Source organism: Microbacterium luteolum (assembly GCF_039533965.1).
GTDB lineage: Bacteria > Actinomycetota > Actinomycetes > Actinomycetales > Microbacteriaceae > Microbacterium > Microbacterium luteolum.
On record NZ_BAAAUN010000001.1, the window covers coordinates 2,736,199 to 2,750,670 of the forward strand.

18 protein-coding genes are annotated in these 14,472 nt (G+C 68.6%); 7 read left to right on the top strand and 11 right to left on the bottom strand.

What is annotated here, in order from left to right; genetic code table 11:
• Nucleotides 1–5: 5 nt before the first annotated feature.
• Nucleotides 6–446, bottom strand: a complete 441-nt coding sequence (locus ABD648_RS13210; RefSeq protein ID WP_282215415.1) for a DUF6194 family protein — start codon at nucleotides 444–446, stop codon at nucleotides 6–8.
• Between the two features lie 61 nt (nucleotides 447–507).
• Here ABD648_RS13210 and ABD648_RS13215 point away from each other — a divergent pair, with 61 nt between their 5' ends.
• Entirely contained in the window at nucleotides 508–1,239 is a 732-nt protein-coding gene (locus tag ABD648_RS13215) for a MerR family transcriptional regulator (protein WP_282215416.1), read from the top strand.
• A gap of 2 nt (nucleotides 1,240–1,241) precedes the next feature.
• Here ABD648_RS13215 and ABD648_RS13220 read toward each other — a convergent pair whose 3' ends face one another.
• Nucleotides 1,242–1,691, bottom strand: coding sequence for a carboxymuconolactone decarboxylase family protein (locus ABD648_RS13220; RefSeq protein WP_282215417.1), 450 nt, complete (start codon nucleotides 1,689–1,691; stop codon nucleotides 1,242–1,244).
• A 92-nt stretch (nucleotides 1,692–1,783) separates the two neighbouring features.
• Between ABD648_RS13220 and ABD648_RS13225 the strand changes: the two genes are divergently transcribed.
• Together ABD648_RS13225 and ABD648_RS13230 are read left to right on the top strand one after the other, a co-directional pair.
• Nucleotides 1,784–1,960 (top strand): hypothetical protein, encoded by a 177-nt coding sequence (locus ABD648_RS13225; protein WP_282215418.1) that lies wholly within the window; start codon nucleotides 1,784–1,786, stop codon nucleotides 1,958–1,960.
• A 35-nt stretch (nucleotides 1,961–1,995) separates the two neighbouring features.
• Nucleotides 1,996–2,415 carry a hypothetical protein gene (locus tag ABD648_RS13230; protein WP_282215419.1) on the top strand — a complete coding sequence of 140 codons (420 nt, stop codon included), beginning with the start codon at nucleotides 1,996–1,998 and terminating at the stop codon, nucleotides 2,413–2,415.
• Nucleotides 2,416–2,524: 109 nt separating this feature from the next.
• Here ABD648_RS13230 and ABD648_RS13235 read toward each other — a convergent pair whose 3' ends face one another.
• The 5 genes from ABD648_RS13235 to ABD648_RS13255 form a co-directional block, all read right to left on the bottom strand.
• Nucleotides 2,525–3,907, bottom strand: coding sequence for an LLM class flavin-dependent oxidoreductase (locus tag ABD648_RS13235; RefSeq protein WP_282215420.1), 1,383 nt, complete (start codon nucleotides 3,905–3,907; stop codon nucleotides 2,525–2,527).
• 178 nt (nucleotides 3,908–4,085) lie between these two features.
• On the bottom strand, nucleotides 4,086–4,793 hold the full coding sequence (pnuC, locus tag ABD648_RS13240) for a nicotinamide riboside transporter PnuC (protein WP_282215421.1): 708 nt from the start codon (nucleotides 4,791–4,793) through the stop codon (nucleotides 4,086–4,088).
• A gap of 5 nt (nucleotides 4,794–4,798) precedes the next feature.
• Nucleotides 4,799–5,326, bottom strand: a complete 528-nt coding sequence (locus ABD648_RS13245; protein ID WP_282215422.1) for a GNAT family N-acetyltransferase — start codon at nucleotides 5,324–5,326, stop codon at nucleotides 4,799–4,801.
• Between the two features lie 61 nt (nucleotides 5,327–5,387).
• Nucleotides 5,388–6,593 carry a hypothetical protein gene (locus ABD648_RS13250; RefSeq protein WP_282215423.1) on the bottom strand — a complete coding sequence of 402 codons (1,206 nt, stop codon included), beginning with the start codon at nucleotides 6,591–6,593 and terminating at the stop codon, nucleotides 5,388–5,390.
• A 20-nt stretch (nucleotides 6,594–6,613) separates the two neighbouring features.
• Nucleotides 6,614–7,531 carry a DUF808 domain-containing protein gene (locus ABD648_RS13255; RefSeq protein WP_282215424.1) on the bottom strand — a complete coding sequence of 306 codons (918 nt, stop codon included), beginning with the start codon at nucleotides 7,529–7,531 and terminating at the stop codon, nucleotides 6,614–6,616.
• Between the two features lie 153 nt (nucleotides 7,532–7,684).
• Between ABD648_RS13255 and msrB the strand changes: the two genes are divergently transcribed.
• Nucleotides 7,685–8,161 (top strand): peptide-methionine (R)-S-oxide reductase MsrB, encoded by a 477-nt coding sequence (gene msrB, locus ABD648_RS13260; RefSeq protein ID WP_282215425.1) that lies wholly within the window; start codon nucleotides 7,685–7,687, stop codon nucleotides 8,159–8,161.
• Nucleotides 8,158–8,700, top strand: coding sequence for a peptide-methionine (S)-S-oxide reductase MsrA (gene msrA, locus ABD648_RS13265; protein ID WP_282215426.1), 543 nt, complete (start codon nucleotides 8,158–8,160; stop codon nucleotides 8,698–8,700). The genes msrB and msrA overlap by 4 nt, the downstream gene beginning before the upstream one ends.
• Before the next feature lie 72 nt (nucleotides 8,701–8,772).
• Here the strand turns inward: msrA and ABD648_RS13270 are convergent, their stop codons facing one another.
• Nucleotides 8,773–9,582, bottom strand: a complete 810-nt coding sequence (locus ABD648_RS13270; RefSeq protein ID WP_425561730.1) for an alpha/beta fold hydrolase — start codon at nucleotides 9,580–9,582, stop codon at nucleotides 8,773–8,775.
• 169 nt (nucleotides 9,583–9,751) lie between these two features.
• Between ABD648_RS13270 and ABD648_RS13275 the strand changes: the two genes are divergently transcribed.
• Together ABD648_RS13275 and ABD648_RS13280 are read left to right on the top strand one after the other, a co-directional pair.
• The gene (locus tag ABD648_RS13275) at nucleotides 9,752–10,459 is read left to right on the top strand and encodes a YoaK family protein (RefSeq protein ID WP_282215428.1); all 708 of its coding nucleotides are present in this window, start codon (nucleotides 9,752–9,754) and stop codon (nucleotides 10,457–10,459) included.
• A gap of 16 nt (nucleotides 10,460–10,475) precedes the next feature.
• Nucleotides 10,476–11,447 (top strand): hypothetical protein, encoded by a 972-nt coding sequence (locus ABD648_RS13280; RefSeq protein WP_282215429.1) that lies wholly within the window; start codon nucleotides 10,476–10,478, stop codon nucleotides 11,445–11,447.
• A 161-nt stretch (nucleotides 11,448–11,608) separates the two neighbouring features.
• On the opposite strand, the gene ABD648_RS13285 is transcribed toward ABD648_RS13280, so the two are convergent.
• The 3 genes from ABD648_RS13285 to ABD648_RS13295 all read right to left on the bottom strand — a co-directional run bounded on the left by ABD648_RS13285 (nucleotide 11,609) and on the right by ABD648_RS13295 (nucleotide 14,300).
• A complete protein-coding gene (locus ABD648_RS13285; protein WP_282215430.1) occupies nucleotides 11,609–13,078 on the bottom strand; it encodes a catalase in 1,470 nt (489 codons plus the stop codon).
• Nucleotides 13,079–13,145: 67 nt separating this feature from the next.
• On the bottom strand, nucleotides 13,146–13,568 hold the full coding sequence (locus ABD648_RS13290) for a Fur family transcriptional regulator (protein WP_282215431.1): 423 nt from the start codon (nucleotides 13,566–13,568) through the stop codon (nucleotides 13,146–13,148).
• 75 nt (nucleotides 13,569–13,643) lie between these two features.
• Entirely contained in the window at nucleotides 13,644–14,300 is a 657-nt protein-coding gene (locus ABD648_RS13295) for a histidine phosphatase family protein (protein ID WP_282215432.1), read from the bottom strand.
• Between the last annotated feature and the right edge of the window lie 172 nt (nucleotides 14,301–14,472).

The window sequence follows — 14,472 nt, forward strand, 5'->3', positions numbered from 1 at the left end:
CGCCCTCACCTCTTCCGACGCGCGGCACGCGAGCGCGCCGCCTCGTGAGCCTCGCGGAGCAGAGCGAGAACGGCATCCGTCGTCTTCTCCGCCGGGTCGATCACGCAGACCCAGCCGGCGTCGCCGTAGAGCGGATGCCGGCGGAAGACGTCGGCTTCCGCGGGTTCGGCCTCCGTCGAGACGAGCCCTGCCGCGCGTTCCTGTCCGACGTGGATGTTCACGCGGAAGCGCCCAGGGGCGTCGAGGCCGGACGACGTGTCGTCGGGGTAGTCCTTCGTGATGATCGTCCCGTAGGGCTGGGTGCGTTCCGGCATCCGTCCGTCGGGGGCGTAATAGAAGTAGGCGTCGCCCCACGAGAGCTCGGGGAATGCACTGCCGGCTTCGGGTGCGACGACCAGGGCGCCGTCGAAACCGCGGACCTTCTCGATGATCTGCTGCATCTTCATGCTTCAATGATGAGGTTGACGTGCTTATGTGGACTTCGGCGCCGGAAGACAGGGGTTCATCGTGCCCAACCCTCAAGAGGCATCCTTCACGACCGCACAGATCGGGAGCCGGGTCGGCTATTCGACGCAGCAGGTCCGCGACCTCGAGCGCCTCGGCGTCATCCCGGCAGCGGACCGCGGCGCCAACGGGTACCGCCGCTATCAGGAGCGGCACCTCGTGGCGCTCCGGGCGTATCGCGCGCTCGCTGCCGCCATCGGCCCGGTGCCGGCGCGGCAGCTGATGCCCGTGCTGATCGAGGACACGGTGGAGCGCGCGGCGGAGCGGATCGACGACCTCCATGCGTCGCTGGCCGGTGAACGGTCCCGCGTCCGCGAGGCGCTCCGCGGTCTGGACGTCGCCGTCGCCGAATCCGCCGAGGTCTTCGGCGATGAGGATGTGATGACGATCGGCGAGGTCGCCCAAGCGCTCGACGTGCGCAGCTCGGCCCTGCGCCATTGGGAGCGGGAGGGCCTCATCCACCCGCTCCGCACCGCGTCATCCGGCACCCGCTCCTATGGGGCGAGAGCCATCACCGAGGCGAGGGTCGTCGCGGCCCTCCGCGCGGGCGGCTACGGCATCCCGCCGATCGCCCGCATCCTCGAGCAGCTGCGCGGGCACGCGCTGACCGCCGACGCGCAGCGCATCCTCACGGACCGGCTCGCCGACCTGACCCGCCGGAGCGTCGCGCTCCTCGGGGCCGCCGGTGCCCTGCACGACCTTCTGCGCGACGCCCCGCCGGGGGACGAACCCTGAGCTCAGGGCGCCACGGGATAGTGGCTGGTGATCGCGATGCGGTTCCAGCTGTTGATCACGACGGTCAGCCAGGTCACGGCGGCGATCTGCTTCTCGGTGAGGATGCCGTCGACGTCGATCCCGCGATCGTGGAGTCGACCGTGGTCTCCGATGAGCGTCACGCGCTCGGCGATCTGCAGGGCGGCCTGCTCCTCGGGGGTGAAATACTGCGACTCCCACCAGCCCGCCAGAACCGCGAGCCGGTCGGCCGTCTCGCCCTGTTTGACCGCGTCGGCCGCGTGCATCCTCAGGCAGAACGCGCATCCGTTGAGCTGCGAGGCGCGGACCTTGACGAGTTCGACGAGCAGCGGCGACAGCCCGGCATCCGCTCCTGCCTCTGCGGCCTTCGCGGCGAACTCCAGCATCGCCTGGTACGGAGCCGAGTAGATCTTGCCGATGTTCACATGGGACACGTGGTCTCTCCTTCTGTTCGGGCGCGTCTGCGCCCCAAGAGATCCGACGACGCAGCGTCCGGAGATGTGAGGTGTATCCGTAGGCTGTACCCATGACCAAGAACATCTGGACCATCCTCGGCGTGATCCTGGCCGTCGTGATCGCCTGGTGGATCGTGAGCGCGCTGTTCTCCGTGCTGTGGTTCATCGCCAAGCTGGCGATCGTCGCGGTGGTCGCCGTCCTGGTCTTCGTCGTGATCCGGAGCGTCTTCAGCCGCGCCGACGACTGAACTCACACTCACCCGCTCTGCGTCGTCGTAGGGGTATGAGACGACTCCACATCTTCGCCCTCGCGTTCTCCGCCTTGCTGGGCCTCTTCGTCGGCGGATGGGCGTACTCCGCACCGCAGAGCTTCTACGACTCATTCCCCGGGGTGCTGGGCTCGTGGGTCTCGGTCGACGGTCCCTTCAACGAGCATCTGATCCGCGACGTCGGTGCGATGTACCTCGCGCTCGCCGCAGCCAGTATCGGCGGGCTGCTGTTGCGAAATCAGGCCGTGTTCCGGGTGCTCGGCATCGCCTGGACGGTGTTCGGAACGCTGCACTTCCTGTACCACGCGCTGCACCTCGAGCACATGACTCTCGAGTCGGCGATCGGCGAGATGGTCGCGCTGGGGGTGAGCCTGCTGCTCGGCGTGCTGCTGCTGATCCCCGAAAGGCGCGAGCGCGAACCGCTGGCTGCCTGAGCCCGGCCGCTCCGGTCGCACATTCTGCCGCTTCTCCAGCGCGGGGGCGGCAGGAATCGCGACCGGAGCGCCGGCGGGCGGCAGGAACTGCGACCGGAACCGGCGATCCTCAGACCCGGGCCTTCGCCCCGATGCGGTACTTCGCCGCGCGGTGCGTGTCCTGCACGCGGTCGCCCTTGCCCTGCAGCTTGTGCCGGAGCGTGCCCGGCGTGTACTCCTCGGGGTAGGCGCCGCGGGCGCGCAGCACCGGGATGACGTGCTCGATGATGTCCTGCCAGGTGCCGGGCGTGACCGCATACGCGAGGTTGAAGCCGTCGATGTCGGTCTCGTCGACCCAGGACTGCAGTTCGTCGGCGATCTCCTCGCCCGAGCCGACCACCGTGGGGCCGAGGCCGCCGATCGCGTTGTGCCGACCGAAGTCGCCCACGGTCCACTCGCGGCCGAGATCCGCCTCTTCCTTCAGGTGCTGCAGCACCGACTGGATGGCGTTCGACTCGACGTTGCCGACCGGCTCGTCCTCTTCGTACTGCGACAGGTCGACGCCCATCCAGCCCGACATGAAGGTCAGGGCGCCCTCCGGGCTCGCGTAAGTGAGGTACTCGGCGTGCTTCGCGGTCGCCCCCTCGCTCGTCGCCGCCGTGATGACGGTGAGCAGCGTGTAGATGCGCGCGTCGTACCGGTCGCGACCGGCGGCCTCGAGGGCGTCGCGGATGCGCTTGACGGTTCCGGCGAGCACCTCCTTCGAGGGGGCGGCGACGAAGATCGCCTCCGCGTTCTCGGCTGCGAAGCGCACGCCGCGCGGGCTCGCGCCGGCCTGGTAGATGACCGGGGTGCGCTGCGGCGACGGCTCGGAGATGTGGATGCCGGGAACGCTGAAGTGCTTGCCCTCATGCCTGATCGGATGCACCTTCGTGTGGTCCGTGAAGATGCCGCGCTCGCGGTCCTCGATGACGGCGTCGTCCTCCCAGGAACCCTCCCAGAGCTTGTAGAGCACCTCGACGTACTCGTCGGCGTGGTCGTAGCGGTCGTCGTGGGCGAGCTGGTCCTCCTGGCCCATGTTGCGCGCGGCGCTGGGCAGGTAGCCGGTCACGACGTTCCAGCCGATGCGGCCCTGCGTGAGGTGGTCGAGCGTGCTCAGACGACGGGCGAACGGGTAGGGGTGCTCGAACGCGGTGCCGGCCGTGATGCCGAAGCCGAGGTGCTCGGTGACCGCGGCCATCGCGCTCACCAGCAGGATCGGGTCATTCACGGGAACCTGTGCGCCGTTGCGGATCGCGGCCTCGTTCGTGCCGCCGTAGACGTCGTAGGTGCCGAGCACGTCGGCGATGAAGATGCCGTCGAACGTCGCGCTCTCGAGCAGCTTCGCGAGATCCGTCCAGTAGCTGATGGTGTTGTACTGCCGCGAACGATCGTCCGGATGCCGCCACAGACCGGACGACTGGTGGGCGACGCAGTTCATGTCGAAGGCGTTGAAGCGGATCTGACGAGTCATGGAGACCATGAAACGGGACAGGTCGCCGTGTGGCCAGGGTGCCCGACATCCGCAGAAACATTCGGCGCGGGTACAGATGTCGGGTGATGGGCCACTTGTCGGGCGTATTCGCCGAATCGGTCCGACATCTGGCGTGTCGTCCGACAGCTGTACCCGAGGGACGGCGTGCGCGACCGGGTCAGGCCGACTCGTCCGCGCGTCGTGGACTGGGGTCGGGCGGGATGATCTCGATCGGATGCGCGGCCCTCACCTGCGCTCGCCACCACACCACGAACCCGACGGCGGTGAAGGCGCCGTAGAAGACGTACATGAGCCCGGTCGCGTAATAGCCCGAGCTGAACAGCAGGGGCACGCCCACGACGTCGACCGCGATCCAGATGAGCCAGAACTCCGTCCAGCCCTTGGCCATGCCGTACGTCGCCAGCAGCGAGCCGACGAAGGTCCAGGCGTCGGCCCACACCGGCTCCCACGACCCGAGCGCGCGGAACAGCGGGGTCAGCGCCACCGTGCCGATGACCATTCCGAGCACCAGCCCGATGCGCGCACTCGTCGGCGCCCACCGCGGGCTCACCCGCCCGCCCTCGGCGTTCCGCCAGCGCACCCACCCGTAGATCGCGACCGCGATGAACATGACCTGTCGGCCCGCCTGGCCGAGCAGATGCGGAAGCGAGTGGTCCGGGCTGAGAATCGAACCGAGGAACACCGTGAGCAGCAGCACGTTGCCGATGATCCCGACCGGCCAGGCCCAGATCTTCCGCCGCATGCCGCCGATCGCGCTCGCGAGGCCGAAGGCGTTGCCCACGACCTCGCGGATGAGCAGCGTCTGCCCGCCGGGCAGCACCCATTGCGAGTTGAAGGCCTCGGCGAGCCAGCGCAGCAGGTCCATCGGCGTCAGGATGCCGCGTCGGGCGCGGGCCTGTCGTCCAGCATGAGCTGGAGCATGCTGAGGTCGAGCCATCGCCCGAACTTGGCCCCGACCTGCGGCATCCGCCCGACCTCGGCGAAGCCGAGCCTCTCGTGGAGCACGATCGAGGCGACGTTCCCGCTCTCGATCCCGCCGATCATGACGTGGATGCCGGCGGCGCGCGCCCGCTCGATGAGCTCGGCCATCAGCGTCTTGCCGATGCCGCGACCGCGCTGATCGCCGCGGACATACACCGAATGCTCGACCGTGTGCTTGTAGCCGCTGTGCGGTCGCCACTGCGCGTAGGACGCGTATCCGACCAGGCCGCTGTCGTCGACGGCGACGATGACCGGATAGCCGCGGGCCGTCCGGTCGGCGAGCCAGGCGGCGCGATCGGCGACGTCGACCGCGTCCTCGTTCCAGATCGCGGTGGTGTGCACGACGGCGTGGTTGTGGATCTCTGTGATCGCGGGGAGGTCCGAGTCATCGGCATCCCTGATCTGCACGGCTGTCATCGGGGTCTCTCATCTTCTGCGCTTCGGGTGCGCATCGCCGACGCTAGCAGGATGCCGGGGGTCAGACGTCGCGCGAGCGCGGCGCCTTCGCATGCAGCACATCCCGCACGAGGATCGCGCGGCGCATGTCGACCATGATCGGATCGAAGAACCGTTCGCGGTAGCGGGCCTCGCTCACGGCGGAGAACACGAACGGCAGCGAGGCGATCAGCGAGAGCAGCATCGCGGCCTTCAACAGGTTCACCGTGAGCGGCAGCTCCACCCCCGCCACGATGAGCGGCTCGGTGATCAGCGGCTGGGATTCGCTGCCCGGCCCGAGCCAGATCTCCACCACGCCGATCGGGATCGCGATGCTCCCGATGATGATGAGGAGTGCGGCGAGCAGCAGGGCGAAGAACAGCGCCTGCAGCAGCTGGGCGATGGTCATCGCGATCAGGATGTTGAAGCGCTGCGGTGCACGGAGCCGCTGGTGCTCCGCCGGTGCGGGAAGGTGCTCGGCCGGGGTGTCGGCGAGCATCGCCCTCCGCTGCACCTCGGTCGGCGCTTGGGCGTCGTCGTCGATCTCGGAGGCGCTGACCCGGAGCACGACGATGCCCGCCAGGATCGCGACGACCAGTCCGACCAGGGCGATCGATCCCCAGTTCAGCGCGGACGCCATCTGCCACACCTCCGCCGAGAAGAACGCGAAGACGACGAGCATCAGGATCACGGGCAGCGCGATCGACGCCATGTGACCGATCGCCGAGGCGTTGTGCACGGCGAGGCGAGAGGCCCAGGAGATCAGCGCGCCACCGCCCATCCCGGTCACGAGCACGCAGAGGATCAGGACGAGCAGAGCCCAGAAGACCGGGCCGACGGTCGCCTGCGGATTGTTCTGGTAGCCGAAGACGACGAGCCCGGCGAGGCACGCGATGACGAGCGCGAGCGCGACGAGCGTCCCGATGCCGACCGAGAGCCGTCGCAGGATGGCGCGGACCGCGACGTAGCCGCCCCAGGGTGCGACGACGGCGAGCGCGAGGACGCCGACCACCACGAGAGTCAGCCACGCCGCTTCACCGGCGGTCGAGTCCTCGGCGAGATCGACGGTCAGCTCGATCCCGTCCCCGACCAGGTAGACGAGGATCGCCACTCCCGCGATCAGCGGTGCGACGCGGCGGGGGAGGTCGGTGAACCAGCGCCGCAGCGGCACGAAGGTGGGAAGCCCCTGCTCGCGGAACCAGCGATCGGCATCGCGCTTCGCGTTCCGGCTGCTCGGGGATGCGGACATGCGACGAGACTACTCGCGGGTCAGACGTGCACGTCGGCGGGAGATTCCTCGCCCTCGTGGAAGCTCGGCTTCTTGCCCAGCATCCGTCCGATGCCGAGCACGATGCCCACGATCAGCAGGCCGAGCGCGAGGCCGGCGATCGCCGAGATGATCGTGTCGACGATCCAGACGATGACGGCGCCCGCGGACTCGAGCGCGTGTTCGACGGCGTGCAGGATGTCGACCGGGAAGTGCCAGCCGACCTCGCCGAGGTTCACCAGCACGAGGTGACCGCCGACCCACAGCATGGCGACGGTTCCGAGGATGCTGATGAAGCGGAAGACCGCGGGCATCGAGCGCACGATCCGAGTGCCGGTGTGGCGCACGCGCTGTACGGGGTTCTTCGCCATCTTCAGGCCGATGTCGTCGATCTTCACCAGCAGCGCGACAGCGCCGTAGACGACGCCGGTCATCAGCAGGGCGATCACGGCGAGGATCGCCAGCGTCGTCCAGATGTCGAGGCCGGCCTCCAGGTTCGCGAGCGAGATGAGCATGATCTCGGTGGAGAGGATGAGGTCGGTGCGCACGGCCCCGAGCACGAGCTTCTTCTCGTCGCGGTCGCCCTCGTCGGCGTGGCCGTGCTGCACGCCGAACCACTCCAGCACCTTCTCGGCACCCTCGAAGCACAGGTACGCGCCGCCGAGGATCAGCAGGTACGGCAGCACCCATGGTGCGAAGGCGGTGAGCAGCAGAGCCGCCGGGATGATGATGAGGAACTTGTTGGCGAGCGAGCCGAGAGCGATCTTGCCGACGACAGGCAGTTCGCGGGCAGGAGTGATGCCCTGCACGTACTGCGGCGTGACCGCGGCGTCGTCGATCACGACGCCCGCCGCCTTCGCCGACGCCTTCATCGCGGCGCTCAGGATGTCGTCGACGACGGCGAGAAGTCCAACGGACATGTGTTCCCCCAGGGTCTGTGGTTCCGGGGGCCAACTCTATCGAGTCGCGCGAAACTCACAGCCCGCTCCCAGTCCCGCGGGACCAAAACGGGACCGGCATCCGTTCTCCTCTAGTGACGGCGCAGCCAGCGACGTCGGACAAGGAGTCAGATCATGTCGAACGACTACGGCAGGACCCCCGAGGCGGTCAGTGCCCTCACGAATCTCCAGTACGAGGTGACTCAGCAGGATGCGACGGAGCCGCCGTTCCGCAACGCCTACTGGAACACCCACGACGACGGGATCTACGTCGACGTCGTCTCCGGCGAGCCCCTGTTCTCGTCGACGGACAAGTTCGACAGCGGCACCGGCTGGCCGAGCTTCACCAAGCCCATCGACGCGGATGCCGTGACCACGCGCACCGACCGGAAGCTGTTCATGAAGCGCACCGAGGCGCGCTCGGCCGGCGCCGACAGCCACCTGGGCCACGTCTTCGACGACGGACCGCGCGACGCGGGAGGATTGCGTTACTGCATGAACTCCGCCGCTCTCCGGTTCATCCCCGCTGACAGGCTCGCGGAAGAGGGGTACGGTCGCTACAGCCGCCTCTTCGACACCACCACCGCACACACTTCTGAGGAGCAGTCATGACCGACACCGGAACCATCACCCGCACCCCCGGGACCGAGACCGCCGTCCTCGCGGGCGGCTGTTTCTGGGGCATGGAAGACCTGATCCGACGCCAGCCGGGCGTGCTCGACACGCGCGTCGGCTACACCGGCGGGTCGAACGACCACGCCACCTACCGCAACCACCCGGGTCACGCCGAGGCGGTCGAGATCGTGTTCGACCCGTCGAAGACGACGTACCGCGACATCCTCGCGTTCTTCTTCCAGATCCACGACCCGTCGACCAAGGATCGTCAGGGCAACGACATCGGATCGAGCTACCGCTCGGCGATCTTCCCGCTCAGCCCCGAGCAGGAGACCGTCGCGCGCGACACGATCGCCGACGTCGACGCCTCCGGTCTCTGGCCCGCGAAGGCCGTCACCACGATCGAGCCCGAGGGCCCGTTCTGGCAGGCCGAGGAGGAGCACCAGGACTACCTGATCAAGTACCCGAACGGCTACACCTGCCACTTCCCGCGTGCGGGATGGGTGCTGCCGAAGAGGGCCGACGCCGCGGTCTGACCCTCGGTGGTGCTTCGACAAGCTCAGCAACCCAGGTCTGGGGTCCCTGAGCTTGTCGAAGGGCCGGGCCCCTCAGCCCTCCGCGAGGAAGGCGAGCGCCGCTTCCTTGAAGTCCCGCGAGCCCGGAGCGTTGAAGTGGTTGCGGTTCGGGATCTCGAAGAAGCGCCCGTCGTGCGCAGCGGATGCCAGGGCGCGGGACCCCTCGATGATCGCGTCCTTCGAGCCCGTGGCGAAGAGGATCGGCCGGGTCGGAGCATCCGCGGGATCCGGATCGATCGTGCCGGATGCGCGCATGCCCTCCGCCAGCGCGACGAGCGCCTGCAGGTCGTTGCCCGGCACCCGCTCGGTGAGGGCGATGTAGTTCTGCGTCGTCTGGTCGGCGACCGGCGTGCCGTCGGCGATGTACGCCCGCACCTGGTCCAGATCCAGCCGGGCGAGGGGGATGCCGTCGGGCACGCCGCCGAGCACCGCGCGCTCGATGCGCTGCGGGAGATCGCGCACGACCTCCCAGCCCACCCGCGCCCCCAGCGAGTACCCGACGTAGAACGCGTCGTCGACGAGATACGCGTCCATGACGGACTCGACGTCGGTCGCGAGGGTGCGGATGCCGTAGTCCTCCGGCTGATGCGGCTTGGCGCTGTGCCCGTGCCCGCGCTGGTCGAGGGCGAGCACCCGGTAGCCGGCACGCGTCAGCTCGCGCACCCAGCCGGTGAGCACCCAGTTGTCGCGCGCGTTCGACGCGAAGCCGTGCACGGCCACGACGACCGGAGCATCCAGGTCGCCCCAGGTGTACGTCGCGAGGCGCGTGCCGTCGGCCGCGTACACCTGCTGCGGTTCGGGCATGCTGGTCAGGTCGGAGAGAGGGACGGCCACGGCATCCATTCTGGCCCCACCGGCGTCGGGATGGTCTTCCGCCGTAACCCGGATGGCGTCAGCCATCACCGCATGAGAGCGTGAGTGCGGGAGATGTCGCACACGGCATCCGTGCTCTCGCCGAAGCCGTGCTGCGGCTCGGCGCCGAGTCCCGGACGAGTCTCGAGAGGATCCGTTGATGGCGACACCGGTGATCGCCCCGCGATCGGGGGAGCGCGCGCCCACTGTCACGCTCTGGATGATGATGGTGCTGACGTTCGTCACCGGACTCGTCGACGCGGTCGGGTTCCTCGGGCTCGATCGAGTGTTCGTGGGCAACATGACCGGGAACATCGTGATCCTCGGCATGGCCGTCGCCGGCGCGGACGATCTGCCGGTGCTCGGGCCCGCGATCGCGCTGGCGACCTTCACCATCGGGGCATACATCGGTGGGATGGTCCTTCGTCGGCGTCGCAAGGAGTGGAGCGGCGGGGTGTCGCTCCTGCTGCTCACGGGGGCACTGGTCCTCGCCCTGCTCGGGGTGGCGTATCTCCTCCCCGATTGGGCGGAGTCCGACGTGCTGGAGCTCATCGCCTCCTCGACCACGGCCGCCGCGATGGGCATGCAGGCGGCGGTGGCGCGCAGTCTCGCCGTCGCCGATGTGACGACCGTCGTCGTGACATCCACCCTCACCTCTCTCGCCAGCGAGTCCCTGGTCGCCGGCGGGGTGAAGGGCGTGTGGAACCGTCGTTTCGCCGCGATCGCGATCATCTTCGGTGGGGCGCTCGTCGGCGCGCTGCTCCTGCGCTTCGGCGTGGCCGTGCCGCTGATGCTCGCGGCGGTACTCACCGTCGCGGTCGTCGTGTTCGGCCACCGCTCGCTCTACACGCGTGCAGTCTCCGTCTGACCGGTAGGGTCGGGGCGTGAAGCTGCTCCCGGTCTCCCGCGTCGATCTCGGTGAGGGAGCGCTGGCGTTCCCGCATCCTCCCACCGCGTGCCTGCGTGGCGACGGCTCGGCGCTCGCGGTGGTCGCGCAGCGGGCGGAAGACGGCTGGGGCACCGAGGTCGTGCTCGCCGACTCCTCCGGCGAACGGGCGAGAGTGCTGCTGCCCGAGGGGGAGTTCGGAGCGCAGCCGGTGATCGTCGATCGCGGCGACGACGGCATCGTCGTGCTGGTGGACGACCGCACCTGCGTGGTCTTCGACGCGTACCTTGGTGCGTCGAGGATCCGGGAGATCGTCGATGGGTCGGATGCCGCGGACCGCGGACCGCGCCTGCCCGCCGGCGGGATCGCCCGGGCGACGGCGGACGGTGATTGGCTCGCCGTGCTCACCGACCCGATCGCGTTCCAGAACGCCCGCACGATCGCGCGCCTCCGCATAGAGGCCGATGCCGTGTCCTGGGTGCGCATGGACCTGCTCGACGGCTCCGACTACCCGATGGCGGGCGGTCGAACGAGCTCCGCCCCTGGCGGCGTGAAGGCACCGATCGTCGGCGATGTGCTCGACGTCGACGGCATCCGCTTCGTGGCGGCGCAGGGTAGCGACACGATGAGCGTCAACAAGTACGGCTCCGACTTCTTCACGCTCGCGGAGCTCGACGGCGTGGGACGTGTGACCCGCCGCGTGTTCGAGGAGAGCGGATGGAAGAAGCAGCCCGGCAAGCACGGCATCCGTGCGCGGTTCACGTCAGACCAGGCGTCCGTGATCCTGTCGCCGGTCTTCTCGTCCGGCGAGTGGAAGGGGCGGCAGCGGATGCTCTCGCTCGCCGACGGCGCACTCCACGAGGTCCCGCTGATCCGGGGAGCCGCCGGATTCGCGCTCGTGGACGTGCGCGGTGAGACGGCGGTGCTCGCCTCCTCGAGTGAACTGCTGTTCGCGACCGTGACGGGCTGATCCGGAGCATCCACGAGCCACACGCAGCGAAGGAGATCTCACGTTCTGAAGGAGCATCCGTGGGATGGGGTCCTGCAGAACGCGAGATCTCCTTCACGGCGCGCGAAGAGATGCGGATGCTGCGCGGCAGGGCCGAACCCTGCCGCGCAGCATCCGTGGACTCAGACTGCGCGGCGCAGCGCCTCGCCGAGCGCGGCATCCACGTTCGTCCAGTACTGGAAGAAGCGCTCGCGGATCTCGTCGATCGTGATGCCCTGGCCCTGACCCGTCAGGGTCTCGAGGAACCGGGCGCGCTGCTCGTCGTCGAAGACGGTGCGGTACAGGGTGCCGGCCTGACCGAAGTCGTCGTCGTCGAGGTGCAGGGTCGCGGCGGTGCGCATCAGCTCGCCGTCGGACTCCCAGCTCGCCTCGACGCCTGCCTGCGGGTCGGCCTCGGGGCCACCGGCCGCACCGAAGGAGTTCGGCGTGTAGGTGCGGTGCTCGGCCGGGTTCGGCGTGAACTGCATCTGGCCCTCGTGCATGTAGTTGCGCACCTCGGCCGCGTGCGGCTGGTTGACCGGCAGCTGGTTGTAGTTCGCGCCGATGCGGTACCGCTGCGCGTCGGAGTAGGCGAAGACGCGGGCCATGAGCATCTTGTCGGGCGAGATGCCGGTGCCGGGCACCTGGTTGCCCGGCGAGAACGCGGCCTGCTCGATCTCGGCGAAGAAGTTCTGCGGGTTCCGGGTCAGCGTGAACGTGCCGACCTTGATGCGCGGGTAGTCCTTCTTCGACCAGGTCTTGGTGAGGTCGAACGGGTTGAAGCGGTACTCCTTCGCCTCCTCGTAGGGCATGACCTGCACGTAGACGTCCCACGAGGGGAACTCGCCGGTGTTGATCGCGTCGAAGAGGTCGCGGCGGTAGAAGTCGGCATCCGATCCGGCGAGCTCCTGGGCCTCGGCGGCGCCCATGGCCTCGACACCCTGGTTCGACAGGAAGTGGTACTGCACCCAGAAGCGCTCGCCTGCGGCGTTGACCCACTGGTAGGTGTGCGAGCCGTAGCCGTTCATGTGGCGCCAGCTCCGGGGGAGTCCGCGGTCGCCCATGAGGTAGGTGACCTGGTGGGCGGTCTCGGGGGAGAGCGTCCAGAAGTCCCACTGCATGTCGGCGTTGCGCAGACCCGAGTCGCCGAGGCGCTTCTGCGAGTGGATGAAGTCAGGGAACTTCATGGCGTCGCGCAGGAAGAACGTCGGGGTGTTGTTGCCGACGATGTCGAGGTTGCCCTCGGTCGTGTAGAAGCGCAGCGCGAAGCCGCGCACATCGCGCCAGGTGTCGGGGGAGCCCTGCTCGCCGGCGACGGAGGAGAAACGCAGCAGCGCCTCGCTGGTCGCGCCGGGCTGGAAGGCTGCCGCGCGGGTGTAGGCCGAGACGTCTTCGGTCACGACGAACTCGCCGAACGCGCCGCCGCCCTTGGCGTGCGGGTTGCGCTCCGGCACGCGCTCGCGGTTGAAGGAGGCGAGCTTCTCGACGAGGTAGCGATCGTGCAGGACCGTGGGTCCGTCGGCGCCGACGGTCAGCGAGTGAGCATCGCTCGGAGCCGGGGTGCCGGTCTGGGTGGTGGTGGCGGGCTTCGCCGGGTCGTGCGGATTCGTCATTTTCTTCTCCTTCTGCGCGCAGGCGCGACGAGTACCCCTGCCCGGGCGGGCAGGCGGGCGCGTCGGACTACTGCGCGACGTTCTGGCAGCTGGGACAGAGGCCCCAGAAGGTGACTTCGGCTGTCTGGACGGTGAATCCCCCCGCGGATGACGGCGTGAGGCACGGCGCATCACCGGTGACGCAGTCCACGTCGCCGACGGCACCGCAGGCGGTGCAGACGATGTGGTGGTGGTTGTCGCCGATGCGCCGCTCATAGAGGGCTGCGGAGCCTGCCGGTTCGATCCGACGGACGAGGCCCGCCGTCGTCAGGTCCGCGAGGATGTTGTGCACCGACTGGATCGACGTCGTCGGGAGCACGTCGGACACGGCGCGGTAGACCCGCTCCGCATCCGTATGGGCCATGGAGTCCAGCGCCTCGAGGACGGCGACGCGGCCCGCGGTCGCACGCAGCCCGGCACCGCGAAGTGCCGAGTCGAGCGTTGTCTCCATGTCTTCGACCCTACACGTTCTTTTGAGTCATTCAAAAGAAGGATGCCGGCATATCGGGTGTCCATCGGGTGAACGTCAGGACTCCGAGGGGGCCAGGGGCAGTTCGCGTCCGTAGTTCCACGACAGGATCGCCGGCTGCTCGCGATAGAAGCTCAGGACCGACACCGATCCGGCATCCAGGCTGATCTGGGCGCCGAAGCGCGGGGCCTGACGCAGGTAGACGGCGGTCAGGATGCGCAGGAAGTGCCCGTGCGCGACCAGGGCGACATCGCCGTGCGCCATCGCCGGGAGCACGCGGGTGAGCACGCGCGAGGCGCGGGCGGCGACCTCCTCGACGGTCTCGCCGGGAGTGTCGCCCCGGATGACGCCGTGCGTGAAGGCGGTCCAGTTGTAGCCGAGCTCTTCGCGGATGTCCTTCGTCGTGCGACCTTCGTATCCGCCGTAGTCCCACTCGACGAGCAGCGGATCGACCTCGGCGTGCAGTCCCGCGAGCTCAGCAGTGCGCCGTGCGCGTTGCAGCGGCGAGGTGAGGATGAGCGAGAAGTCGTAGTCGGCGACGAGCTCACCGGCCCCGCGGGCGAGATCCTCCCCGCGTGCGGTGAGCGGGATGTCGGTCAGCCCGGTGTGCAGGCCCGCCTTCGACCACTCCGTCTCGCCGTGGCGCAGGAGCACCAGCTTCCCGGTGGGGTTGTCGGGAGTGGGGCGGTCAGGCAGGGGATCGTTCGTGGGCACATCGCAACCGTACCCCGCGCGCGGATCGAAACGAGGTCCTACAACTTGCGCCCATAGTTGATCTTTTCGCACGCCCAGTCATATGATGACCCGGGATTCATAGGAGAACTCTGATCGAATTCGCTGTTTGTTCTCCCTGCCCATCCGGTTCAGACCTGGACCGGGGTCTCAA